This is a genomic window from Candidatus Omnitrophota bacterium (assembly GCA_026387175.1).
GTDB lineage: Bacteria > Omnitrophota > Gorgyraeia > 2-01-FULL-45-10 > 2-01-FULL-45-10 > CAIMPC01.
The window spans coordinates 166297-190402 of the sequence record JAPLME010000007.1; the positions used below are offsets into that span (position 1 = coordinate 166297).

The following is a 24106-nucleotide window of genomic DNA, read 5'->3' on the forward strand; positions in this document are numbered from 1 at the left end:
CTTTAGGGATTCTTGTCCGGCGAAATCACTACTTCCACGCTCTTCCCGAGGTCAAGATATTTATCAAGGACTCTCCTGACATCCTCTTTGGTCACCTTATCGACCTCTGTCTCATATTTGTAAAGATTATCATAGCCTAAACCGCGAAGTTCTTCCACCGCAAAATTAAACGTGAAAAATCCGTTCGATTGCATTGCCATCTGATGACGGGAGGAGAGCTCCCTCTTGGCACGGCGAAGCTCGTCATCCGTTATACCGGACGACTTCACCTTGCGCAATTCTTCGATTAACGCTTTTTTAACGGCGGGCAATTTATCTTTTGTGGTAGCGACATAAAACGCGAAGATCCCTTCATCGGTCCAGTAATCCTGCCAGCATCCGAGCGTGTAAGCAAGGGAAAGCTTATTGCGCAAGTTCTCGAATAGCCTTCCCGAATATCCGGACATGACGGCGCCCAGGACTTCCAGCGGGTATCTGTCAGGGCTTTTTCTGGAGACGGCCTTAAAGCCCAGCGCGATAAGGCTCTGCTCCTTATCCATGGCGATCGAAACCGTCTTTGCTTTATCGATGGCCGTCTCGCCTGCCGAAGGAATGGACAGCTCTTTGCTCTTGAGATCCGAGAAGAGTCCTTTTAATTTACTTATCGTCTTTTCGGCATCGACGTCGCCCGATATGGCGATAACCATATTATTAGGCAGGTAATATTTTTTGTAGAATTCCGCCGCATCCTCAGGTTTTAAAGAGCTTACGGATTCAATCCGGCCTATGCCGCGAAGCCCGTAAGGAGAGCCGGCGAAAAGCTCCTTCTTCAGGGCATTCATACCGACTTCAAAGATATCATCGTCCTCTGCTTTTATCGACGCTATAATGAAAGATTTGCTTTTTTCGAATTCCCGCTCGGAGAAATTCGCGTTCACCAAAACATCTTTCAGTATCTCCAGCGCCATATCCAGATCGGGTTTAAGCACGGATATGCTGACACCGAAAGTATTGACGCCGCTGAAAGAGTCAATCTCTCCACCCAGCTCCTGTAACACGCCTTTTATCTTGCCGCTGTCGGGCCTGGTATATGTGCCCCGCAGGATCATATCCGCCGTGATATTGGATATTCCGTTATCCTCTTTAGTCTCCGCCGTTAACGCACCAAGCATTGCCGCCGTTATCGTGACGGATGGTATCTTCTTGTCTTCCCGCACGAAAAGTTTAAGGCCGTTCGGGAGCAACGCCTCTTTTACCGTATTCCGGACATTTGGCCTTTCAATAAAATTCTTTTGCTCTTTTTTGCCCGGAGGCAAAATCCTAACTGTGGTAAGATTATCGGCGCGAAGGTACTTATTCGCGACGGCCTTTATATCTTCTTTTTTTACGGCATTTATACCTTCGACGTAGCGCCTGGAGAAGCCTTCGGAGCCTGTCAGCATGTAGCTTGTGGATATATCATTGGCCTGAGCTTCTATGGTCTCAAGGATCGATATGTAATCGGCCAGCAACATGCGTTTAGCGGAATTGAGCTCCTCATCCCGCACGAGGCCGGCGCGCAAGATGCCCAGTTCTTCCATTATAGACTTTTCGGTTTCACCCAGCTTGTTTTCATCAAGTACTACCGTTATCACGAATAATCCGGGATCCCTTGGCGTGTAATTCGACGCACTTACGGTATAGACCAGGGCCTTGTTTTTATACAATGAAGTATTGAGCCTCGAGTTATCCCCCTGCCCAAGGATCTTTGATAAGACATCCATGGCGAACAGATCTTCGCTTAAAATACTTGTTGAATGGAAGCCCATGGCAAGATACGCGAGGTTCGTCTCTATGCGCTCATCCGCGCTTCGGGACTGAATCTGCGCCGGTTCAATGCTTATCAGGTCCGAAACGCTGTAATCCGCGCGCCTGAAGTCCTCGAACTCCTTTTCGACCTGAGAGATCGCTGCGGACTCATCGATGCCTCCTGCCACCGTCACTATCATCCTGTTCGGCACGTATCTGGTTTTATAATATTTCACTATGTCGCCTGCAGTGAGAGCTTTCAGGTTCTTTTCGTAACCTATAGTTGGAAATTTATATGTGTGGCTCAAGTAAGCCTTCTCGTTCAAAAGCCGCATCAGCCGCCCATGGGGCTCGTCCTTGTCCATCCGTATCTCTTTCAGGATAACTTCTTTTTCCCTTGTGAGTTCGGCGGGGTCCATCTTCGCGTTAAGGAGCATATCCTTAAGGACGGCCAGGGCCTGGGGAAGATATTTTGACGGTAAGACTATATAGAAATCCGTGGCGTCATTGGAGGTGGAACCGTTTATTATACCGCCGTAGGATTTAATCTCTTTTTCAATGTCGCCTACGCCCCTGGAAGCAGTTCCCCTGAAGAGCATATGCTCCACAAGATGTGAAATTCCCGAACCTAGATATTCGCCTTCAATGCTCGAGCCTGCTTTCACCTTCACATCTATCGCGACCAGGTCCTGTGGAAGCGAATATTTGGCTAAAACAGTGAGGCCGTTATCTAAGGTTATCTTAGAAACGGCCTCATCAGGAAGGACTATTGCATCTTGTGAAGCGCCGTAGGCGGCAGATGCTATAAATGAAAGAAATATCAGTGCCAGGTTTATTCTTTTAATTATTTCTTCCACGCCATTTTTCTCTTGCGCCGCTTCTGCTCGCTCGGCTTCTCGTAATGCTTTCTAGCCTTAAGCGTCTTAAGAGTTCCCTCTATCTCCATCTTTTTTTTGAATCGTCTAAGCGCCTTTTCAATAGGCTCATTCTCACCAACGGTGATCTTAGGCATCTTTTATCTCACCCCTTTGCATGATTTTCCATATCTTATCAGCCGCTCTACCTGTTGTCAAGGTCTAACTAATTTATCCCAGAACGCTTCGCATTTCAGCGGCGTGGCAAAATAGCTCTTCGCATGATAATATATATCGTTGTCCGACGATACGACCCTTATATTGCGCCTCTGCCGGTCAGGGGTATCCTCTATATACTTTTTTATATAATTATCTGCGTCTCTTGAGGCCACTATTCTTAGTTTCGGCGTGCTCGTGTAGCGTATATCGAGATATTCATTTGTGCTGTCAAATACCAGCACAATGGGATCGTTATGGGTTTCCTGAAACTCGCTTAGATATGATATGAGTGCCTGGGCGGATTCGAGAGAATCCGCGCCGTCATCTCTTATTCTGGACCTGCGGTTTCGTATTAAATTCCACCCATCTATTATAATCGGCACGGTTTACTTTAAAGCAGCTTGTAAATTCTGCATCTCCCTCAACAATATCTGATACAACTCTATGGAAGATTTAAGGGCCCATAACGTAAAAATAATTGTTAGCGCGGTAAGGACTATCTTTTGCCAACTTTTGAAGGCAGGGCTGATCCAGACCATAGGTATAGCGAATGGCCCGATGCCGATTATCGCTATCAATATTACCGCGGGTTTCAGATACCACTTAACCGTCTTTTTATCAAGCTGGACATCCGGCGCCATAAAGGCCTTTCGTGTATGACTTCTGTTCTTTCAATGCCAGGGCTATGTCTTTTTCCGCCGTAAACCCTAGCTGCGTCAATATATCACCCAGGAGCATTCCTCGTCTCCAATGGGTCGTAAGGGCCTCGTCCAGTTTTTCGGCTGTTATCATCTTCCGGTCCAGCAGGATCTGCCCGAGAGGCTTGTAAGTATAACCCTCACCGGTATCCGGCTTAAAGACATGCGGCGAGCGGCGGGCCTCCTTAGGACCGGTGCGCCTGTCGGCCATGTATTTTGATCCCGTAAGGGCCTTGAGATAGCGTTTCACTTCCGCTATCTTTTCATTTATCTCTATTACATTCTTAAATTTTTCATCTTCGCCGCTGTTCACCACAGCTATCGACACGCTGACCAGAGGTATGTTCTTTATCTTATGGTCTCTGGCTCGCGCAACTACATAGCCGCGGGAACGGTCTTCTTTATTATAGTGGAACGGCATTACCATATTGAATGCCGCGATGAAGTTCTGGCATATCGCGGCATGTTTATCGGGAGTGGTGATAAACGCGAAGTCATCCCCTCCTATGTGCCCTATAAAATCGCCGCTATTACCGAACTTCAGTATTGTCGTGTAGAGCATATAGGCCGTTTGCATTATGACACGGTCACCCTGCAGATAGCCGTACATATCGTTGAAATATTTAAAATTGTCCAGATCCAGATATCCGAAGGAAAAGGCCTTACCGTCCTTTAGCCTGTCGCGCAGGTTTTCTTCGATGAGCCTTCCGCCCGGGAGCCCTGTAAGAGGCATTGAATAGAAGCTGTATTGCAGGCGTTTTATTGCCATCTCGACGCGCACCCTCAGATCAAGTGGATCCGGAGGCTTTATCAGGTAATCGTCCACCCCCTGTTTGATGCTCAAGAGATGCCCGCGAAGCTGTCTTTTATTGATAAGGGTTATTACCGGAATGTAGGCCGTAATGAAATCGCTTTTAAGGAGCCCGCATATCTCCAGATCCATATGCTTTGCCGCGTGAACATCGATCACTATGACGTTAGGCGAGATCTTTTTTATAGGCGTGACATCATGTACCATCGTTTCGAAAAGGATAACCTGATACCCCCATCCGTCGAAGCAGAATCTCAACACTTCGCGCAAATTTTTATCGGATGATATTATCAGGATCTTTTTCGGCTGGTCCATCTCTTCCTCTCGCGAAATCCGCTCTAAAACTTAACCTCCGGCACGGCCTTTGCTTTATCTTCCGCCCTGAAGTACTGATTGGCCGGCTTATACCCGAAGATCCCGGCTACGACATTTCCGGGAAATCGCCGGACGGTTATATTGAAGTCCATGACGGCTTCATTAAATCTCATCCGTTCTACTGCTATGCGGTTCTCGGTGCCCGATAGCTCGTCCATCAATTTGAGGAACGTTCCATCCGCCTTAAGCTGCGGATAATTTTCAGCTACAGCGATGAGCCTGCCCAGGGCCATATCCATACTTGACGCCGCATTCACTTTATCATTCAGAGTACTGGCGCCTGCCCACTGCGAACGCGCCTTTGTTACATCCTCGAAAAGAGTCTTTTCGTGCGCGGCATAACCTTTAACGCTATTAACGAGATTCGGTATCAGGTCGTTACGCCTCTGGAGCTGGTTCTCGACCTGCGCCCATTTAGCCGTTATGTTTTCATTCTTGGAAACAATGCTATTGTAAACACCTGCAAATGATACCGCGATCACTACCGCGATGATTCCTAACGCCACCAAAAAATTTTTCATTTCATCTCTCCTAGTTTATTAAGCCCTATAGCAGGCTGAGTGCCGATATCCCTGATATCGGCCTAGTTTATTCAGCCATATTGTATGCTAAGTGCCGATATCCCTGATATCGGCCTTATGTTTTACCCTTCGCCGAAATTAAAATCCTCCACCGGCCCCTCCGCCTCCTCCGAATCCTCCGCCGAATCCTCCGCCTCCTCCGAATCCTCCGCCGCCTGTGCCCCAGCCCCCTGAAGTGGAAGTCCATGTGCCGCCAAAGAGTTGAGGCCCGAAGAAATCGCGACGTTTTTTGCCCGGGAGCTTCCGCCAGTAAACATACCTTACCGCCATAGAAGCAATGTAAGCGACAACTATCGAAAGTCCGGTAATCTGATTAAAATTATACAGTGCTACGGCGAATATCATGGTGAACGGCAGACTGATGATAATAGGCCATGGGATGCTCCAGATAAAGAAAAATAGCGGAATTCCCGCGTATAATACTATATTGCCCAGAAGAGAGCCGGAGGTGAGCAGTCCGCGGTTAAGGCTGACTCCCTTTAAGGTATCAAGCGCGATATTCGAATTCCGAGATATAATATCCGCTATTGCCGCTGTCCCGTTGTAAAGGCCTTCAGCGTACTTTCCCTGTTTAAAAAGAGGCACCATGTAGCTGCGGCCTATCTCACCGCATTTTCCATCCGGCAGGATTCCCTCCAGGCCATAACCGGTCTCTATTCGCCAGCGCCTCTCCTTGACCGCGAGAAGTATCAGAACGCCGTTATCCTTACTTTTTTTCCCTATCTTCCAATTATCAAAGAGAAGCCTCGCGTAGCTGATCTCATCATACGGAGCGATCGATTCCATCGCGACCACTGCTATCTCCGCCGATGTCCTTGCCTCCACCTCCGCTATTAGAGTCTGCAATTTCTGGCGATATTCGGGCGATATGACGTTAGCGTAGTCGTTTATCCACCCTTCGGGTTTTGGCACAGCCTCAACCCCCTGCGCAGGGCACGCAAAAAATAATAACGCGAATAAAACGGCAACAGCAAACGTCTTCTTAATCATTATAGTTTATCTACCACCGAAACAATCGATTCAAGTTCTTTTACTAAACCGGACAGGAGCGCATCCACATCTTTATAAGCAAGCGACATCTTCTTATTCTTCGCCCAGAGTATCTTGCTTAACATTGCCGTATCAACGCCGAGCGCTTTTTCAGCGGAATTCAGTATTTCCTCTTTTAGGTATGGAGGATGGATCCCCTTAAGCCTGAGAATGTTGCGCATTATATGAAGCGCCGAGGTGAAAGTCTTGAATAATAGATTCTCCAGATCTGTCTTGTTTTTTGTAGAGAGGTATAACTTCTTTATGTTTATAAGTTTGGACTTGAGTTCCTGTTCGCATTGGAAGCGCAGATTCTTGTTATCTACCTTAAGGCCCTTTATCAGGTCTCTTCCATACAGGATCGTATAGTTTTCCGTGATGTCCAGAAATTCTATCGGAAAGACATCGAGAGAGCTCTTAATATATCCCTCGGTAAAGAATACAGGGCTTATCATCTTGAACTTGCGGGAATTAATTATTGAGTACGCTTTAGAAAGGTTGGCCAAAGATGTGTCGTCTAAGACCACCATGACATTGACGTTCGAATATTTTTTAGCGAACTCGCCGCTTGAAGCGCTTCCATAAAGAATGACCGAGATGAGGGTATCCCGGTATAAATCTTTCAATCCGGCCGTGAAATTTTTCAGACGAGCTCTTAGCTCCTCCGGTAGATTTAGGTCATCCATGGGCATCTCCTAGTTTATTCAGCCATACTGTATGCTAAGTGCCGATATCCCTGATATCGGCCTCCGTAGTGTTTTTATCAGCTGATCTCAGATTCAATTTTCACAATGATACTGGATATATCCTTGATCACCGCGGCCGGAAGCATCTTGGATATCTCCAGGTCCCTCTTCAGAGCCTTTAAGGTGGCCAGCGATCTCTTCAGCGTGGACAGCCTCTTCTGTATGCGGGCCTCATCCGGATCCATCTCCTCCCGCTGTTTTATGATGCTGGTCAGGCTTCTTCGGACCTCGCTGGCATCTTTGCCGTGTGCGAAGACATCTTTCTTTAAGGCGGCGTAATCGACTCCGTCAAGCTTCTTCTTATCTTTGGCAAGACGCAATAGATTTACTGATTCGTAACTTGGCACAGAGCTTGCATTCACCGGATCGGAATTTTCTTTCTGCAGATATATGGGCTCTTCTTTTTCTAAAAAATAATAACTTTTGAGAAGCTTCATAGCCGTGGCTTTCTTTATGCCGATCTCTTTGCCGGTATAGGCCTCGAAAGTCATGTATCCCCACTCTTTATAGAGCTTGTCTTTCCAGGCGGCATATAGGGACTGGCCCAGATCCATCCATGATGTCTTAAAGTTCTTAGCGCTTTGAAGTATCCGGTATCTTACAGAGCTTTTATCGATGCCTTCCATCTTGCTGCTAATGCTTTCAAGCGATTTTGTTGTAAGTTTTGTCATACGGCCATTATATCCTAAAAATTGGACTTTTTAAACTAATTTGATAGATATTGACATATTCGAGACCCTGACTTATCATGTGTAACATGTTAAGAAAAATCATGGTTTCAATAATAGTATGGACGATAAGCATCATGCTTACTATAACACTCTATTTTGTTATACTGGCGGCGGTGATCTTATTCCCTTTCGATAGAGACAGGAGACGCGCGCATGAGCGGTGCTACTTATGGAGCGACTTGATCATGGGGCTGAATCCATTTTGGAAGATCAAAGTATCAGGCCTCGAAAATATTGATCACAATAAGACTTATGTAATAGTGGCAAATCACCAAAGCCTGGCGGACATTGTCATCCTTTATCAGACAAAGACGCAGTTCAAGTGGGTCGCGAAGGACAGCCTCTTCACCGTACCATTCATCGGATGGTCTCTCTCGCTTTGCAAACATATACGCATAGCGCGCGGCGAGCTTGGAAGTATAAAAAAGGTTTACAAGGAAGCTCAGGAGTGGTTAAGGAGAGGGATGTCCGTTTTATTCTTTCCGGAAGGAACACGCAGCGCGACCGGAGAAATGAAAGATTTCCAGAACGGCGCTTTTAAATTAGCGATCAGAGAGAAGCTGCCGGTGCTGCCTATACTGTTGGAAAACACCGGCAGCGCTATGCCTAAAGGCAGCTGGCTCTTCGAACCTCAGGCGCCGTCCAGGATGAAAGTATTACCGGCTATCGACACATCTAATTTCCAAGATGCCGATTTTGCCCGCCTAAGAGATATAACCCGCTCTATGCTAAAGTCGGCTTAAGGCTCACAGGGACATCCCAAATATCTTTGGCATATTCCCTGATCGCTCTATCGGATGAGAACTTTCCGCTCCTGGCAACGTTTGTAATGGATTTCTTCGTCCAATCCGTGCCATCCAGGTAAGCCTTCGATACCGTATCCTGCATATGACAATAAGCTTCAAAATCCGCGCAGATTAAGAAGTAATCCGTATACATCAGATTCTGCACGATCGGATCGAATAGCCCGAATTCAGATTGCGACAGGAAGTTCGACTGTATGAGCTGTAGTATATCCTGCAGCATCTGGGATCGTGCGATATATTCCTGCGGATTATAACCGCGGGATCTTATATCCTGGATCTCTGCAGTCTTAAGGCCGAAGAGGAATATGTTATCCTCACCCACCTCTTCAGCTATCTCAATATTAGCTCCATCATGTGTTCCTATGGTAAGGGCGCCGTTTACCATGAATTTCATGCAGCCGGTGCCAGATGCCTCTGTGCCCGCGGTCGATATCTGCTCGGAAAGATCGCTTGCGGGAAATATCTTTTCCGCGAGAGAGACTCTGTAGTTTTCCAGAAAGACCACTTTCATCATATCTCCTACCGCCTTGTCTTTATTTACAACGGCGGCAAGCGAATTTATGAATTTTATTATCAGCTTCGCCATGAAATATCCCGGCGCGGCCTTGCCGCTGAATATAAATGTCCTGGGGAGCGTAACCGATTTCGGATTATTTTTGATCTTAAGGTATTGCGAGATTATGTATAAACTGAGCAGTAATTGCCTCTTATATTCGTGCAATCTCTTTATCTGTACGTCCAGCAGAGAATCTGTATTTATAGCTATGCCCATCGTCTTATAAATATACTCGGCAAGGCTCTTTTTATTATCAAGCTTTACCTGGTGCCATTTCTGCCTGAATAAAGCATCGTCTTTGTAAGGCAGGATACGTTTCAGCTGATATAGATCGCTTACCCAGCCATCGCCGATGGCGTCCGTTATCAGCTCCGAAAGCTTCGGGTTAGCCTTCTGCAGCCATCTTCGCTGCGTTATACCGTTGGTCTTATTATTAAATTTTTCAGGAAAGAATTCGTAGAAATCCTTAAAGAGCTTCGTCTTCAGCAGCTCCGTATGCAGTTCCGACACTCCGTTCACGGAATGGCTTCCTATGACGCAGAGATTACCCATCCTCACCTTCCTGGTATCCCCCTCTTCAATTATCGACATGCGCCGCAAGCGGTCGTTATCGCCCGGGAATTTTATCGCTACATCCTGCAGGAAACGGGCATTTATCTCGTATATTATCTGCAGGTGGCGCGGCAAAAGCGTCTCAAGCAAGCTTACCGGCCAACATTCGAGAGCCTCCGGCATTATAGTATGGTTAGTATAGGCGAACGTTCTTACCGTTATATCCCAGGCTTTATCCCAGTCTATGGATTCTTCATCGATAAGTTTTCTCATCAGTTCCGGTATCGCGATGGCGGGATGAGTATCATTCAATTGAATCGCCGCTTTCTCCGGGAACTTCAAAAGGTCGGAATTCTCCATCTTGAACCTGCGCAGGATATCGGCAAGGGACGCCGCCGTGAAAAGGTATTCCTGTTTTAACCTGAGCTCCCTGCCCTGGCTCACGTTATCATTAGGATATAGCACCTTAGTGATATTTTCGGTCAGCATCTTATTATAGACGGCCCGTTCATAGTCTCCGTCGTTAAAATAGCTGAGATCAAAATCCTCGCTGGCTATCGCTGACCATAGACGGAGCGTATTCACTATATTGTTTTTATATCCGACGACGGGAACATCATAAGGCATCGCGAGAATATCATCGGTATCCACCCAATTAACCCGGGCCTTTCCGTTCTCATCGCGTGAGGTATGGGTGTGGCCGTTAAAACGGACCTTTATAGTGTATTCAGGCCGGCGGAATTCCCAGGGATTTCCCAGCTTCAGCCACTCATCTGGATATTCTACCTGATAACCGTTCAGTATCTTCTGATTGAATATGCCGTATTCGTACCTTATGCCGTAACCATGCGACGGTATCGCAAGAGTGGCCATTGAGTCAAGGAAGCACGCTGCCAATCGTCCTAAGCCGCCGTTGCCGAGGCCGGCGTCCGATTCGCATTCCCGCAGCTCCTCCAGATCGAGGCCCATATCATTCATCGCCCGCTCGGTCTGATCGAACAGGCCAAGGTTCAGCGTGTTTGTGCCGAGAAGCCTTCCGATAAGGAATTCCAGCGAAAAATAGTATACCCTCTTTACATTCTGGTCGTGGTACCTCTGCTGTGTAAGTATCCAGCGCTCAACTATCCTGTCCCTTACCGCCAGAGAAAGCGCGAGATAATCATCATGCATAGTAGCGGTGTACTTATCTTTTGCCAGCGTATATTCACGATTGGCCACAAAGGATAACTTCACTCCATCGCTCGTCATATCCTTATATAGCTTATTTTCTTCGATTATCTTTGCATTCGTCTTACTCTTTCTCATATACTTCCTTATGATTTTTGTGAAAGATAGGCCATAGTCGCATGACGGATAGAATCGCTTCCGAATTTTTTTGTTATCTTGTCGATAGCTATGTGGACGCTCTCCTGTCTCTCGTCGTCCTTTTCACTGAAAAGCGTCTTATCGCTTCCATAAGTCATATTTGACGCCCTGACACCGACAAGCCTCAAGCGCTTACCGGACCTATCGAAATTATTATATAAGGCTTTTATCTCTTTGTAAAGAGTATCGGCAAAATTAGTAGCTTGCGCTAATGTTAAGGACCGGGTGTAAGTCTTAAAACCTTCCAGCCTTATTTTCATGGTAACTGTCCTGCATTTAACCCTGCTGTCGCGCATACGAGCGGAGACGCTTTCGCATAGCGACATCAAGGCGCCTTCTATTATTTTTTCATTCAATGTATCTTCGCTGAACGTAGTCTCGCTGCTTATCGACTTGGCAATGGACTCCGGCTCGACATCCCTCTCATCGATTCCATTCGCAAGCTCCCAGTAATATAAGCCGTTCCTGCCGAATCGACGCTCGAGCTCTTCGGGATCACTATCCGCAAGCTCGCCTATAGTCTTTATCCCTATTTTATTGAGTACCTCCTCGGTTTTGCCGCCAAGGCCCCAGATACGTCGTATGTCAAGCGGCCGAAGAAAGTCCAGAAGGCCCTCTTTGGTAATCTCGACCATGCCATCCGGCTTTTTCAAGTCAGATGCGATCTTCGCGGCCATCTTTGTAGGCGCAAGCCCGACCGACGCGGTGAGCCCGGTCTCTTTCTTAATCTTGTATTTTATCTTAAGGCAGGTTTCCAGGGGTGTGAGGCCGAAAAGATGGTAGCTTCCCGATATATCCAGAAAGGCTTCATCGATACTTGTAGCTTCGACATCAGGCGTGAAAGAATAGAATATCTCGCGTATCTGGTGCGAAAGATCCTGATATTTCTCCATATCCACCGGCAGGAATATCGCTTTAGGGCACATGCGATAAGCGGTAGATATAGGCATAGCGGAATGTATCCCGAACTTCCTTGCCTCATATGAGCAGGCGGCGACTACGCCGCGCCCTTTACCGCTTTTTGGATCAGAGCCGACGATAACAGGCTTGGAACGATATTCAGGATTATCCCGCTGTTCTACAGCGGCGAAGAAAGCGTCCATATCCACATGGACGATGTAACGCCTTTTTCCCATTAACGCTCGATTCTTTTGACAGCTATTTTATTTCGCCTTTAATGACACTAAAGCTTTTTCATTGTTGCCGGTAGCGAGTATTATCCTTGCGGGACATCCTCCCGGGCACGCCGTTCCGTACATATATTTTATGTCGATCTTCTCCGCGGCTAATTTAGCAGTGATGCCCTTAAGCGCTCCGGGCTTATTCTCGAGGTCGACCTCTATAACCTCGTGCTCCTTCGTCTTATTATATCCGGCTTTTTCAAGCGCTTCTTTCGCGCGAAGAGTATCGGACACTACAAACATTAATTTAGCTTCATTTCCTATTTCATATCCCGCAACACCCTCTATATTTATGCCATGATCGGCCAGGATCCTCGACATAGCGGCCAGAAGACCCACCTTATTCTCGACCGTTACGACTATCTCCTTCGCCAGGTTTACATCTCTTACCATGTTTCCCCTTTCTGCCTGCCGTCCTACCCGCGCAAATTGAACGGGCGTAAGCGGGCTTTGGCTTTTAACGCATCATACCACGCGGGCCTTTATTATACAATCAGCCCCGGATCTATTTCGCGTTTGCGATCAGTTCTTTTATAGAGCGTTCTATGAGCGCGAACTCTTTTTTATCGAGCGAGCTTTTTTTAAATATGCTCCCGCCGAAAGCGACTGCACCGGCGCCCGAGGCAAAATAGGCCTTTATATTTTCCGCACTTACACCGCCGCATGCGAGAAGCTCTATATCGTTGAACGGCCCTTTTATCTCTTTTATGTATGAGGGGCCAAACATGGCCGCAGGAAAGACCTTTACCATCGTCGCGCCCAGGCGCCAGGCATTACATATCTCTTGAGGTGTTAACGCTCCCGGAAAGACGGGTATCACGTGCTTTACGCAATATTCGATAACATCTTCAACAAGTGTTGGAGAGACTATAAATGTTGCGCCCGCGTCGAGCGCAAGTTTGAGAGCGTCCATATTTAGGACCGTGCCCGCGCCTATCATGAGCCGGCCCTTCGCCGCCTTGACGGAACGTTTTATCAGAGAGTCTGCGGAATCCGAATTCATCGCGATCTCGATAGTCTCAAGTCCCGATGAAACGATCGCCTCGGTGAGCTCCTCTATCGGAACTGCTCCCGAACATCTGAGGATACCTAATATCGGAAGCCTTTTAAAACGGCCCACATCCATCTTTAGTCAAGGTCCTTGCCTTTTATGCTATCGTAAAACTCCCTGTAATTCTCTTTATTATGGCTTGCGCGAAGCTCCATCGCGGCCTTCGGGTGCTCATCCAGCATCCCGGTTATGGCGTACGGAATGATATAGCCCCATTCCATCTTCTCCCTTAGCGGTATAAACTCTTTTGATATAAGGTCCAGTATGGGGCGTATATCATACTTAGGGTTCTTCAGGAAACCTATTAACAGTTCGAGCGGACAATTTCCGGCAGCGCGGCCAAGTCCGTATACCGTACCGTCTACAAAATTCACGCCGTGTATTATCGCTTCGATTGTATTCGCGAATCCCAATTGCTGGTTATTGTGGGCATGTATACCTATCTCCTTGGTCTTTATTATCTTCATCGCTTTCTTAACAAGGAATTCCGTCGTCTCCTGATACAGGGACCCGAAACTATCGACGATATAGATAACATCCGCTTTCGATTCGTTTTCCAGCTGCTCGAGCGCCTCGGTGATCTCGTTATCGAGCGCGCGCGATATGGCCATTATATTTACAGTCGTCTCGTAACCTTTATTCGCAAACTGGTTTACGAGATGTATGGCCTTATCGATATCTTTAACGTACGACGCGACCCTTACCATGTCTATGGGTGAATCCTTTTTAGGTTTAATATCGTCGATATCCACCCTGCCGACATCGACCATCACCGAGAGCTTCATCTTGGAAGGTATGCCATCTATGATGTCCCTGACCGCATCGTCATCACAGAACTTCCACTTGCCGAACTTTGCTCCGGGAAAGAGTTTCTTCGAGTTCTTATATCCTATCTCCATGTAATCCACGCCCGCTTCCGAAAGAGCACGATATATTGCCCTCACGAAATGATCGCTGAAATCATGGTCGTTAATAAGTCCTCCGTCCCGTATGGTGCAATCGAATACTTTTATCTTCTCCCTGAACATTACGCCTCCCTTTGGTGTATGAACCGCCTATTATCGTCCTGCGTTTTTCGGTTGATTTTTTTCAGCGACCTTTCCCTGTCCGCTTAAAAGTATATCGATAAATTTCGTGGACGGCTCGCGCAGTATCCTGTCATTGGAATAAGCCGAGAAGACGTTGAGAGCCTTAAGGTAATCTACCCCCATCACATCTATGTCTATTTTATATTTGTTTCGAACCTCTTCTAAATATTCGGTTATAAATTTTTCTTTTTGTTTTTCGGTCAACATATACCACTCGCGCATGGTGACCCTGGAGCCGTCCCATCTGGCTTTTTCTTTCGGAAAGAAAAATACCTCGGGGGCATTATTCGGATTGTATGAGTATATGCTTTCAAGCGGCATAATAGACGAGCCGGTATCCTGGTCCTCCGACTCTCCCGCATGCGCGAAGTTGCAGAGTACTAAGGCTACTATTGAAGTAACAAAAACCGTAGATAACTTTTTCATAGAATATTACCGCCCCTCACGTCCTATTGTCGGCAATAGGGGCATCCAGGGTATTCTGCCCCACTGGCTATAACCTCTCTTATATTGACACATGCGAACATGCTTCCGGAAACAGACTGTTGAAGCCCGTGCCTTGCCACGTATACGCTGCAATTGTAAGTACCGTCCGCGCGTTTTGTAAGATTAGCGCACGGGTCGCTCGTAGAAGCTCCGCAGCACTCACCGCACCTTTTGCAGAGAGCTTCATACGCTTCATTCTGATATTCAAGCTTCTTAAAGTAAGCCAGGTCATCCATAATAAATTATGATTATATCACTAAGGCGGAGTTGGGGTCAAGCTGCTGAATATTATGCGGCGGTTATAACCGCTTTGGCATGCTCGTATATCTGTCTTAATTCTTCCGCGTCTATAGGTGTAATCGGCAGGAGTTTTATCAGTTTCTTTAAGGAGGCGATTATCTTATTAATATCGCCTGTTGCGAGGGCAATAATATCGTCCGAGGTAAGGTTAAAATTCTTCAGGTCGTTTGCATCACATACGTTTTTCAACTCTTCCAGTATCTCCAGCTGTATCTTGTCTTTGAAAGCTTGATCTCTGGTTATATCGATTCCCTTCTCCTTTATCTCTTGCGCAATATCCATCATCTTTAATCCCAGTATGGTTGCCCTTATTAGTCCCGCGGGATCGTTCTGCAGGCCTATGGGAGAAAGAATAGTATCCTCAGTCTTTACATTGAGATTTCCAAGCCTTGAACGAATAGCGGCCTGGTCGAGCTCTTCGCCTTTAAGAGCCGGGAACAAGGTAATGGTATTTTCCCTCGTCCGTTTAAAGTCTTTCGGTAGAGGCTTCTTTTCTAAGCCGTATCTCTGATATATGCTTTCGCTCACCTCTCCCGTGCCTGACATGTAGTAGAATTCCACATGCCCATTGGGTGCTTTTTGGAATATCGTGAGGAAGTTTTTGATATTATCCGTGTTTATGGATTCGACAGCCTCTATAGGAACTCTCACTAGAATATTTTGTTTATCGTCACTGAGCAAGTCCTTAATAAATATTTTGTTTTTATCAATGTAGGTGCTTTGATCTTTAGCTGTAACCGTCCTCCCCTCCTTTGAACTATTAGTTATATTACCTAGTGGCGCTGCAGGGGGCAATAACCTAACGATTAAGTGATTGCCTTTAATTGTTATAGGCAATCCATGAATATCTTCTGTTCTCTCTAGCTTTTCAACAAGAGATTTGAATAAATCCTCGCGCTGTTCTTTTGGTATGCTCTCAACATCTGTATCTACTATGAACATATCTGCTTCCGAACTTTGCTTAAAATAATTTTCAGCGGCCAAAGCGATAAATTTGAAGAGCTTGGCTACCGGTACGTATGAATAGCCTCCTGCGTTGCCTTTGGTTATGCCAAAAAATAAAGACGTCTCTCTTACTTCAATACGGCTATTCCAATTATGGTAGAATGATTTTCGCGTTTCTTCAGGCAGTATTTTTTCTATCTCTTGTTTTAATCGCCCAAATTCGTCATCGAACAATTCCGCCCCATATCCTTTTCTTGCCAATTTCCTTAATCGATATTCATAATATCTTTCTTCTTCATCTAATTGTTCTATTTTCTCGCGGTCAGCAAATTCCAAAACATCTCTTAAAACCGACGGAACCAAATTATTTCGGGTACCCTCATCAGTACCAGTGCCATATCCTGCCATATCCATGGCATTAACTATGCAAAGAATCTTCAGAAATTCATCAGGGAAGCCTTTCAATAGACGCGGGACCTTCTTCCCCCTGATAATGTTCCCCAGAGTGTCGTGATGGGTTATTATCCTGCCCACTTCGTCGATAATGTTTTCTGACGCTACTTCGTCTTTTAATGCTTGAAGCGCCAATTTTGCGCCACGGATAGGATGGTCGGCGTCGCTGACATTTTCTTCCGTATATCCGATATCGTGCAATATGACGGCCATTATTAAAGCATCTTTCTGCCCGTCTGCCAGCATAGAATAGAAGCCGTATAATTTTTTAATACCCCCGGCATATTCTATTCTGCTTTCTTTATCCGCCAATTCGAATTTCTTTCCTTTGGTGCGATCGCACAATGTAGCATAGAAATAATCAAAATCCTTATTAATCAATCGGTTAAGGCATTGGATAACCATCAAAACATGCTCCAATTTATACGGCACGGGCCCCTGGGAATAATCGATCTCCGGAAAAACTTTTGCGATATGCTCTCTGAGTCCTGAAACACTTATGGCCTTATTATCTTTTATGTACTTAACCAAAAGATCCAGCTGAATTTTGCGAGATGCATCATTTTTAAACGCTCCATCCGCTGAGGGTCTTGCCTGAGGCGAGATTGCCATGGTTATTTGTTCAATAAGGCTTTTGCGAATTTCTTTAATGTTGTCGGGGTGCCGCCTTCCCTCCTCAACCCATTTCTTCCACTGATCAACATGCTCCAGAAGGATTCTGATCACAGCTTCCTTGAGCTTTTCATCGAGTGGTACCGATGGCTTGATTATGTTCCTGTTTTGATGAAGACTGTAAATCATTAATCGGACCCGGTAAGGATCCGTCTCATTAAATACCACCCTGAATATTCCCAAGGCAGATTTCATTTTCTTAAATTTCTCCGCATAGTTTTGTATGAGTGCGGTTTCATCAAATCTACTATTCTCAAAGGTGGGTGATAGATTACAAAGAATACCATCGCTAATTCCTTTATAAATAGCGATGAAATCCAGATCGCTTTTTTTAATTTGTTTGTTTAATTCCTTAAGAACATCGTCCTTAAAAGGGTTAAAAAAATTATAGGGCGATTTTGAAACTACAATTTCTTTTCCCTTTGAATCCCGGTTATAATATTGCTGCGCAATAAACATATGATTTCGCCAAATCAAAAACTGCGAACGGAAATTATCAGAGCTTTCAAATTTTGGATGGGAAAGAAAAACATCGGAAATCATGGCTTTTTTCAAGCCGCTAAGCCAATATCTGTAGCCGATGTCATTTTCGTCTGAAAACATAAAGAGCCTGGTATCAAATCCGCCGATAAGTCGGAACATGTCTGCTCTCACCAATTGAGCCGTTCCCATCATCGTAGGCTCTTTATAATAAAGATTGGGCGCGGCTTTCACTAGAGACTCTCCACTTCCTTCTAAAAGCGTTTTAATAAATTTCGATGTGTACTCTTCTGCTCTTTGCCGTTGTTCGGGCAAAAGATCGCCATCGATGGGAACCTTCTCATTAGCATTAAAAACAAATATGCTCGGTTGAAGAGCGCCTATCTCGGGACGACCTTTTATGGCATTCACCATTTTCTTAAGCCCGTCGCTTTCAAGACGAGCATCATTATTGAGAAAGAATACGTAATCGCTGCTTTGCTTTAAAGCGATCCGGGCCGCTTGATTATTTCCACCCGTGTAACCCAGGTTCACTCGGTTTGTAACAAGTTTAATCCTGTCTTTCAATTTTTCAGCGCTTGATAATGGAAGACGACGAAGGAGGTTTTTAAAGTTACTATTGAAATGCTTCGAAAATTTATCAGGGGAATTGTTATCCACGAGGATTATGTCGAAATTATCATAGGTTGTATGGGATAAATTTTCAAGGGCTCTAAGCGTTTGATCCGCGGAGTTGCCGTAATGTAAAATAACTACGGAGACCTTTGGATTATCTTTCAGCTGCTCATGGGGTCTCGCATGGCTCAAAAACCATTCGAGGTCTTCTTGTAAATACCGCAGCGCATCCGCATCTTCATTAAGGGGAGTCATTAGCTCTATTCTTTGTTTTATAATCCCTGCAGTTCTTGGATCATATTTTTCAAGTTTTTTAATTTTATCCAAGATATTTGCAAAAATCGGATTCTCTGTCGCCAATTGTGCATCTTTAGATACGTTCTGTTGCGATAACCATTTTACTCGATGTATGATCTGTCTATTCAATCGGGGGCTTATAACTTTCGTTGAAAGCTTCGCTATATCAGCGTACGGGGTTATAACATTAGCTTTCGTAGGATCAAAATAGCGAACGGCCAACCCTTCGTTCGGAATTTCGATGATAATTTCATTGAGCAATACCTTTACGCTAGGGTTCTTTTTTTCTACCTCAGAGTAAAACATAGCGTTATTTAATGCCTCAACATGAAAATTATTGGTCAGCTTCCATTTAGAACCGCTTTTTCCCACTGATCCAGAACGTCGCACCACCTCCTCGACGATCTTTAATGCCCTATTAACATTGCCGCCCTCTTTACCCATTTCTCTTCTTGTTATTTCAAGAAAATCCCTGAAGAATATCGAAGCGTTCTGGCGGATAAGCTCCTTTATCTCAGGAATAAAATAACATTCCGGATCGCAATTCTCCAACAGTTTGCCCAACATAAACTCCATTATGTCTGTCTGTTTTGCGCGACGTCTTTCTGTATGACTTAAAACAACCTTGACACGGTTATTTATCTCATCATCCTCACTGCCTGTATCACTATACATTTTTGTGTCGAAATATTTTTCAGTGATTCCTGGTTCCTTCCTGTGATTTCGTCTATAGGTTCTTGTCGTCTCAACAAGCTTTTCCTGATCTATCAATTGATCATATGTATCGGCATCGCGAACTAATAACGCCTCGATGCTATCGGGTTTAGGAAGATTTTCCTGACTCTCATTTATATAGCCTTTAGGATAATCTTTTACCCGATAATTCACTGGAGTGCCTCTGTGAGATCTTATGATATGCTTAACTCTGTCTATGCGTGTTGCAGGCCAGTCCTTGTCATGCCAATCCTCTAAAATCTTACCAATAAATCCGGCGCCTTCCTCGTGATGCCCCAAACGTGTTTTAATGCCTGTGGAGCCAAGCCCTTTGATATCATGCGTAAAAGCCCCTATGGCAAGGGCTTCTCTATCTACTTCGAAATTATAATATTCTGCCCATTCAAAAGCTTTCTTAGTAACATCTATTGCATGGTTAAAACCATGCACGGGATCCGTATGAAAAACTATAAATTCATCGGTAGATAGCTTCGTTTCCAATTCTTCTATTATTCGTTCTAAAATTTTATATGGAACATTGGAATGAAGGAAGGTCGTTCTTATTGTTTCGATTTTCTGACGAGTTATGTCTTTTTTATCAGACATCTTATTTGGTAATACTGCTACAGCGTCAGGATTCTTTTCCGTGTCTAACCTGGCTAATACATCTCTCAGATATGATTTATCATCGAGATTACCGTCATGTTCGATGTGTTTGCATATCGCGCCTACGGTGAAGGAGTATTTAAAGTCTTCACTGTTAAGTCGTAATTCGGGCGCCAGCTTATTATTTTGGTCTGCCAGGCAGAGAGAAGATAGAAAAGCTCCTATGAGAATAACTGCGAGGGCCTTCTTCATTAATTTGTGGAGATATTTATGTAATCCTAAAACAATCATATACACAAGTATAGCATATGATTACGTTAAATCAATACAAAGTAAGATAACTTTTTTGAGTTTTAACTTGGGTGAATGTAAAAGCCGTATGGGACGTTTAAGCATCCCCTACGATTGTGGATAACCATAGCGCTGCGCTACAATTCGCTTATAAGCCTAAGGCCGTTAAGGGTGAGGTCTTCGTCAACTATCTGGATGGATTTCGAGTAGCGCTTTATGAGTGAGGCATTACCGCCTGTAGCGATGATCCTGGTCCTCTTACCTAACATCTTTCTGTATTTTGCGGCTAAAGCGTCACACATAGCCCCGAGCCCGAACAATATGCCGCCGCGCATACTGTTTACTGTGTCACGACCGATGATGGATAAGGCAGGTTTTAATTTAATATTGGGCAAGAGCGCTGTCTTCTTATGCAAACTTGACAGGGACATCTCGATGCCCGGAAATATCAAGCCGCCGAGATAATCCCCTCTTGTGGAGACTACATCGAATGTTATCGCAGTTCCGAAATCGATTATGACTGCCGGCTTACCGTATAAAGTCTTCGCCGCAAACGCGTTTACCAGCCTGTCCTGGCCTACTTCGCTTTTGATTCTATAAAGATTCCTGATCGGCACAATCTTATCCCGGCCGATTACCGAAATATTACATTTCACAACCTTGTTAAGCGCCGCGATAAGCCTGGAAAGAGCGAGCGGCACAACGCTTGAAATAACGATATTCAGCGCATCGCCGTGCTTAAGGCCGGCAAGATTACAAATACCGCTTAAGTGTCTTCCGTGGAGATAGTATGAGTTGGTGGGCACCTTAATCTTCCTTACGAGCTTGGCGCCTTTAAAAAGGCCGACTGTGATATTCGTGTTACCTATGTCTGCTGCAAGCATAATATTATTCATCGCACCATCACCACGTCACCGGACGATATCTTTTCGAGGACACCCGAATCGAGCCTCACCACAAGCGCGCCATCCGGGTCTATGTTATAGACATCGGCCTCAAACGTCCTATTAGGCAGGGCTACCTTAACTCTTGAGCCCAGCATTACAGAGTACTCTTTCCACTCCTCTATTATAGAGCCGGATCCTTTTTTCTTCAAAGTATTATAATATTCTTCGAGCGTCTCCAGCATTTTCTTCGCAAGCTCAACCCTCGAAATATTTTCTCCATCCTTTATATGGTGCAATTCTTCTTTTAAGGAAGATGCCCCCTTCGGAAGGTCTTTAGCTTTTGTATTTACGTTTACGCCTATTCCAAGTATTATAAAATCGATCATATCCTGCTCGGCCTTCATTTCCGTGAGTATGCCGCAAACCTTTTTGCCGTTTATCAATATATCGTTAGGCCATTTTATCACCGCGTTGAGGCCAGTATAGCCTCTAATAGCTTTCGCCACGGCGACGGCCGCGACAAGGGTTATCTTCGGGATCTCATTCGGCGCCATATGCGGCCTTAACACGCATGACATGTAGATTCCGCATCCGGGCACAGACTGCCAGGTCCTTCCGTGCCTGCCCTTGCCTCTGGCCTGCTCGTCGGCAAATATAACCGCGCCTTCCGTCAGGCCGTGCTCGGCTAATTCATATGCGGATGTATTCGTAGAATCGACTTTTTTATACGATATTATTTCTTTGCCTAAGTATCTTGTCTTGAGATTCAATTTTATTTCATCCGGCAATAGGGCATCCGGTATCCCGATCAGGCGGTATCCGAGATGAGGCAGAGCCTCTATCTCATACCCCTCTTCTCTAAGTTTTTCGATCCGCTTCCAAATGCCGGCTCTCGATATGCCGGCCATCTTACACAACTCTTCGCCGGATACATACGAACCGTCGCTATCTCTTAGTAGATCCAGCATCTTATTATCAGATTGCATATTTTTCTTTCAACTCTTTTATCTGGTCGCGAAGCGCCGCGGCCTTTTCGAATTGCAGATTTCTTGCGGCAAGCTCCATATCGCGCTGAAGTTCCGCTACCAGCGTGGTTACATCGTATTGATCCTCAGTCTCTTCTACAACTCCCGCGATTATCTCCCGTGCCTTCTTATACGATTCTATACCGTCCCTTATCGCTTTCTCTATCGAGCGCGGCTCAATATTATTCGCTTTATTAAATGCGATCTGTATCTTGCGCCGTCTCACAGACTCGTCGATAGCTTTTTTCATCGACTTGGTTACGGTATCGGCATACATTATCACCTGCCCGTTGAGATGGCGGGCAGCGCGCCCGGCCACTTGTATGAGGCTGGTCTCGCTTCTCAGGAAACCCTCTTTATCGGCATCCAGGATGGCGACCAGTGACACCTCAGGCAGATCGAGCCCTTCCCTTAAGAGATTAATACCTACCAGGCAATCGAATTTATTAAGCCGTAAATCCCGCAATATCTCGGCCCGCTCTATGGCGCCTATCTCGGAATGAAGATACTTCACTCTCAAATTAAATCCCGTGAGATATTCCGCAATATCTTCCGATAAGCGCTTGGTGATCGTCGTGACAAGGACCCTCTCTTTTCTCTCCGCCCTCGTCTTTATTTCATTAATAAGGTCGTCTATTTGGTTCTTTGTTGGCCTCACGTCTATCGGTGGGTCGATAAGGCCCGTGGGCCTGATTATCTGTTCTATTATCCTGTTGCCGGACTTCTCCATCTCATAATCTGAAGGCGTAGCGGAAACAAATATCATTCCCGGTAAAATTTTTTCAAATTCGTCGAACCTTAAAGGCCTGTTGTCAAGCGCGGAGGGCAGCCTGAAACCGTATTCGACAAGAGTCTCTTTCCTGGCCCTGTCACCGTTATACATTCCCCGCACCTGCGGGATCGTGACGTGTGATTCATCGACAAATACCAGAAAATCCTTCGGGAAATAGTCTATAAGGCACCACGGCCGGGAGCCCGCCGGCCTTTCCGATAGATGCCGGGAATAATTCTCTATGCCGTTGCAATAACCTATCTCGCGCATCATTTCAATATCGTAATGTGTTCTGGACTCCAGCCTTTCGGCGGCCACAAGCTTATTCTGGGATTTAAGCTCGGCAAGCCTCTCCGCAAGCTCCTTCTCGATAGATTTTATCGATCTCTCTATTCTTTCGGGCGTCGTCACAAAATGCTTTGCCGGATAGATACCGATCTTCTTTACGTTTGTTATGACGTTTCCGGTCAGGGGATCGATCTCGTATATCCGCTCTATCTTATCTCCGAATTGCTCCACCCTATATGCGGTACTGGTATATGCCGGATATATTTCGACGGTATCACCCCTGACTCTGAACGTGGAACGCTTGAAGTCGTAATCATTACGTTCATAATGGATGGAGATAAGGCGCTTGAGCACCTCGTCCCTTGATATCTGATCGCCTTCGTTCAGGAAGACCAGCATCTCTCCATATTCCGCTGGCGAGCCGAGGCCGTATATACATGAGACGCTCGCCACGATCACTACATCCTCCCGTGACATCAAAGAGCTTGTGGCCGATAACCTGAGCCGGTCTATATCTTCGTTTATCGATGAGTCCTTCTCGATGTAAATATCCGAATGCGGAATGTAGGCTTCAGGCTGATAATAATCGTAATAGCTGACGAAATACTCTACGGCATTCTCCGGAAAGAATTCTTTGAACTCGCTGTAAAGCTGGGCGGCAAGCGTCTTATTATGCGAGATGACAAGCGCAGGCTTTCCCAATGCGGCGATCACATTGGCCATCGTGAATGTCTTGCCGGATCCCGTAATACCTAGAAGGGTTTGGTACTTATGGGCTTTAAGAATGCCTTCGGTGAGTTTTTCTATGGCCTGCGGCTGATCGCCTGCGGGCTTAAACCCGGACACCAGTTTGAATTTTGCCATA

Annotated in this window: 21 protein-coding genes; 1 reads left to right on the forward strand and 20 read right to left on the reverse strand. The window is 45.7% G+C overall.

Annotated elements, in window-relative coordinates:
• Positions 1-2: 2 nt before the first annotated feature.
• The 9 genes from NTY76_03930 to NTY76_03970 all read right to left on the reverse strand — a co-directional run bounded on the left by NTY76_03930 (position 3) and on the right by NTY76_03970 (position 7751).
• Positions 3-2624, reverse strand: coding sequence for a pitrilysin family protein (locus tag NTY76_03930; protein MCX5678239.1), 2622 nt, complete (start codon positions 2622-2624; stop codon positions 3-5).
• Positions 2612-2779: a 30S ribosomal protein S21 gene (rpsU, locus tag NTY76_03935; GenBank protein MCX5678240.1), complete on the reverse strand. Its 168-nt coding sequence runs from the start codon at positions 2777-2779 to the stop codon at positions 2612-2614. The genes NTY76_03930 and rpsU overlap by 13 nt, the downstream gene beginning before the upstream one ends.
• A 57-nt stretch (positions 2780-2836) precedes the next feature.
• Positions 2837-3223: an NYN domain-containing protein gene (locus NTY76_03940; protein ID MCX5678241.1), complete on the reverse strand. Its 387-nt coding sequence runs from the start codon at positions 3221-3223 to the stop codon at positions 2837-2839.
• Between the two features lie 3 nt (positions 3224-3226).
• Complete coding sequence (locus tag NTY76_03945; protein ID MCX5678242.1) at positions 3227-3481, reverse strand: hypothetical protein; 255 nt, start codon at positions 3479-3481, stop codon at positions 3227-3229.
• Positions 3459-4664 carry a diguanylate cyclase gene (locus NTY76_03950; GenBank protein ID MCX5678243.1) on the reverse strand — a complete coding sequence of 402 codons (1206 nt, stop codon included), beginning with the start codon at positions 4662-4664 and terminating at the stop codon, positions 3459-3461. Before NTY76_03950 ends, NTY76_03945 begins: the two co-directional genes overlap by 23 nt.
• 23 nt (positions 4665-4687) lie before the next feature.
• Entirely contained in the window at positions 4688-5245 is a 558-nt protein-coding gene (locus NTY76_03955; protein MCX5678244.1) for a LemA family protein, read from the reverse strand.
• Positions 5246-5383: 138 nt separating this feature from the next.
• The gene (locus tag NTY76_03960; GenBank protein ID MCX5678245.1) at positions 5384-6295 is read right to left on the reverse strand and encodes a TPM domain-containing protein; all 912 of its coding nucleotides are present in this window, start codon (positions 6293-6295) and stop codon (positions 5384-5386) included.
• Positions 6295-7020, reverse strand: coding sequence for a hypothetical protein (locus tag NTY76_03965; GenBank protein MCX5678246.1), 726 nt, complete (start codon positions 7018-7020; stop codon positions 6295-6297). The genes NTY76_03960 and NTY76_03965 overlap by 1 nt, the downstream gene beginning before the upstream one ends.
• A 77-nt stretch (positions 7021-7097) precedes the next feature.
• Positions 7098-7751 carry a hypothetical protein gene (locus NTY76_03970; GenBank protein ID MCX5678247.1) on the reverse strand — a complete coding sequence of 218 codons (654 nt, stop codon included), beginning with the start codon at positions 7749-7751 and terminating at the stop codon, positions 7098-7100.
• A 101-nt stretch (positions 7752-7852) separates the two neighbouring features.
• On the opposite strand from NTY76_03970, the gene NTY76_03975 reads away from it, so the two are divergent.
• Positions 7853-8554, forward strand: coding sequence for a lysophospholipid acyltransferase family protein (locus NTY76_03975; GenBank protein ID MCX5678248.1), 702 nt, complete (start codon positions 7853-7855; stop codon positions 8552-8554).
• On the opposite strand, the gene NTY76_03980 is transcribed toward NTY76_03975, so the two are convergent.
• The 11 genes from NTY76_03980 to uvrB form a co-directional block, all read right to left on the reverse strand.
• A complete protein-coding gene (locus NTY76_03980; GenBank protein ID MCX5678249.1) occupies positions 8535-11030 on the reverse strand; it encodes a glycogen/starch/alpha-glucan phosphorylase in 2496 nt (831 codons plus the stop codon). The genes NTY76_03975 and NTY76_03980 overlap by 20 nt on opposite strands.
• An 8-nt stretch (positions 11031-11038) precedes the next feature.
• A complete protein-coding gene (locus tag NTY76_03985) occupies positions 11039-12226 on the reverse strand; it encodes a DNA polymerase IV (protein MCX5678250.1) in 1188 nt (395 codons plus the stop codon).
• Between the two features lie 27 nt (positions 12227-12253).
• Entirely contained in the window at positions 12254-12664 is a 411-nt protein-coding gene (locus NTY76_03990) for an ACT domain-containing protein (protein MCX5678251.1), read from the reverse strand.
• A 112-nt stretch (positions 12665-12776) separates the two neighbouring features.
• On the reverse strand, positions 12777-13391 hold the full coding sequence (locus NTY76_03995; protein ID MCX5678252.1) for a bifunctional 4-hydroxy-2-oxoglutarate aldolase/2-dehydro-3-deoxy-phosphogluconate aldolase: 615 nt from the start codon (positions 13389-13391) through the stop codon (positions 12777-12779).
• Between the two features lie 8 nt (positions 13392-13399).
• The gene (locus NTY76_04000) at positions 13400-14350 is read right to left on the reverse strand and encodes an aldolase catalytic domain-containing protein (GenBank protein MCX5678253.1); all 951 of its coding nucleotides are present in this window, start codon (positions 14348-14350) and stop codon (positions 13400-13402) included.
• Positions 14351-14380: 30 nt separating this feature from the next.
• Positions 14381-14836 (reverse strand): hypothetical protein, encoded by a 456-nt coding sequence (locus NTY76_04005; GenBank protein MCX5678254.1) that lies wholly within the window; start codon positions 14834-14836, stop codon positions 14381-14383.
• Positions 14837-14859: 23 nt separating this feature from the next.
• Complete coding sequence (locus tag NTY76_04010) at positions 14860-15132, reverse strand: hypothetical protein (GenBank protein ID MCX5678255.1); 273 nt, start codon at positions 15130-15132, stop codon at positions 14860-14862.
• Between the two features lie 52 nt (positions 15133-15184).
• Positions 15185-20230, reverse strand: coding sequence for an HD domain-containing protein (locus NTY76_04015; GenBank protein MCX5678256.1), 5046 nt, complete (start codon positions 20228-20230; stop codon positions 15185-15187).
• 176 nt (positions 20231-20406) lie between these two features.
• On the reverse strand, positions 20407-21165 hold the full coding sequence (locus tag NTY76_04020) for a type III pantothenate kinase (GenBank protein MCX5678257.1): 759 nt from the start codon (positions 21163-21165) through the stop codon (positions 20407-20409).
• A complete protein-coding gene (locus tag NTY76_04025; protein MCX5678258.1) occupies positions 21162-22142 on the reverse strand; it encodes a biotin--[acetyl-CoA-carboxylase] ligase in 981 nt (326 codons plus the stop codon). The genes NTY76_04020 and NTY76_04025 overlap by 4 nt, the downstream gene beginning before the upstream one ends.
• Positions 22132-24105 (reverse strand): excinuclease ABC subunit UvrB, encoded by a 1974-nt coding sequence (gene uvrB, locus NTY76_04030; GenBank protein MCX5678259.1) that lies wholly within the window; start codon positions 24103-24105, stop codon positions 22132-22134. Before uvrB ends, NTY76_04025 begins: the two co-directional genes overlap by 11 nt.
• Between the last annotated feature and the right edge of the window lies 1 nt (position 24106).

Excerpts from the sequence above, each read along its gene's own strand:
- NTY76_04025 (MCX5678258.1), bottom strand. The coding sequence starts at position 22,142 with ATGCAATCTGATAATAAGATGCTGGATCTACTAAGAGATAGCGACGGT.
- NTY76_03945 (MCX5678242.1), bottom strand. The coding sequence starts at position 3,481 with ATGGCGCCGGATGTCCAGCTTGATAAAAAGACGGTTAAGTGGTATCTG.
- NTY76_04005 (MCX5678254.1), bottom strand. The coding sequence starts at position 14,836 with ATGAAAAAGTTATCTACGGTTTTTGTTACTTCAATAGTAGCCTTAGTA.
- uvrB (MCX5678259.1), bottom strand. The coding sequence starts at position 24,105 with ATGGCAAAATTCAAACTGGTGTCCGGGTTTAAGCCCGCAGGCGATCAG.
- NTY76_04015 (MCX5678256.1), bottom strand. The coding sequence starts at position 20,230 with ATGAAGAAGGCCCTCGCAGTTATTCTCATAGGAGCTTTTCTATCTTCT.
- NTY76_04020 (MCX5678257.1), bottom strand. The coding sequence starts at position 21,165 with ATGAATAATATTATGCTTGCAGCAGACATAGGTAACACGAATATCACA.
- NTY76_04000 (MCX5678253.1), bottom strand. The coding sequence starts at position 14,350 with ATGTTCAGGGAGAAGATAAAAGTATTCGATTGCACCATACGGGACGGA.
- NTY76_03985 (MCX5678250.1), bottom strand. The coding sequence starts at position 12,226 with ATGGGAAAAAGGCGTTACATCGTCCATGTGGATATGGACGCTTTCTTC.
- NTY76_03975 (MCX5678248.1), top strand. The coding sequence starts at position 7,853 with ATGGTTTCAATAATAGTATGGACGATAAGCATCATGCTTACTATAACA.
- NTY76_03955 (MCX5678244.1), bottom strand. The coding sequence starts at position 5,245 with ATGAAAAATTTTTTGGTGGCGTTAGGAATCATCGCGGTAGTGATCGCG.
- NTY76_03965 (MCX5678246.1), bottom strand. The coding sequence starts at position 7,020 with ATGGATGACCTAAATCTACCGGAGGAGCTAAGAGCTCGTCTGAAAAAT.
- NTY76_03990 (MCX5678251.1), bottom strand. The coding sequence starts at position 12,664 with ATGGTAAGAGATGTAAACCTGGCGAAGGAGATAGTCGTAACGGTCGAG.
- NTY76_03960 (MCX5678245.1), bottom strand. The coding sequence starts at position 6,295 with ATGATTAAGAAGACGTTTGCTGTTGCCGTTTTATTCGCGTTATTATTT.
- rpsU (MCX5678240.1), bottom strand. The coding sequence starts at position 2,779 with ATGCCTAAGATCACCGTTGGTGAGAATGAGCCTATTGAAAAGGCGCTT.
- NTY76_04010 (MCX5678255.1), bottom strand. The coding sequence starts at position 15,132 with ATGGATGACCTGGCTTACTTTAAGAAGCTTGAATATCAGAATGAAGCG.
- NTY76_03970 (MCX5678247.1), bottom strand. The coding sequence starts at position 7,751 with ATGACAAAACTTACAACAAAATCGCTTGAAAGCATTAGCAGCAAGATG.
- NTY76_03980 (MCX5678249.1), bottom strand. The coding sequence starts at position 11,030 with ATGAGAAAGAGTAAGACGAATGCAAAGATAATCGAAGAAAATAAGCTA.
- NTY76_03950 (MCX5678243.1), bottom strand. The coding sequence starts at position 4,664 with ATGGACCAGCCGAAAAAGATCCTGATAATATCATCCGATAAAAATTTG.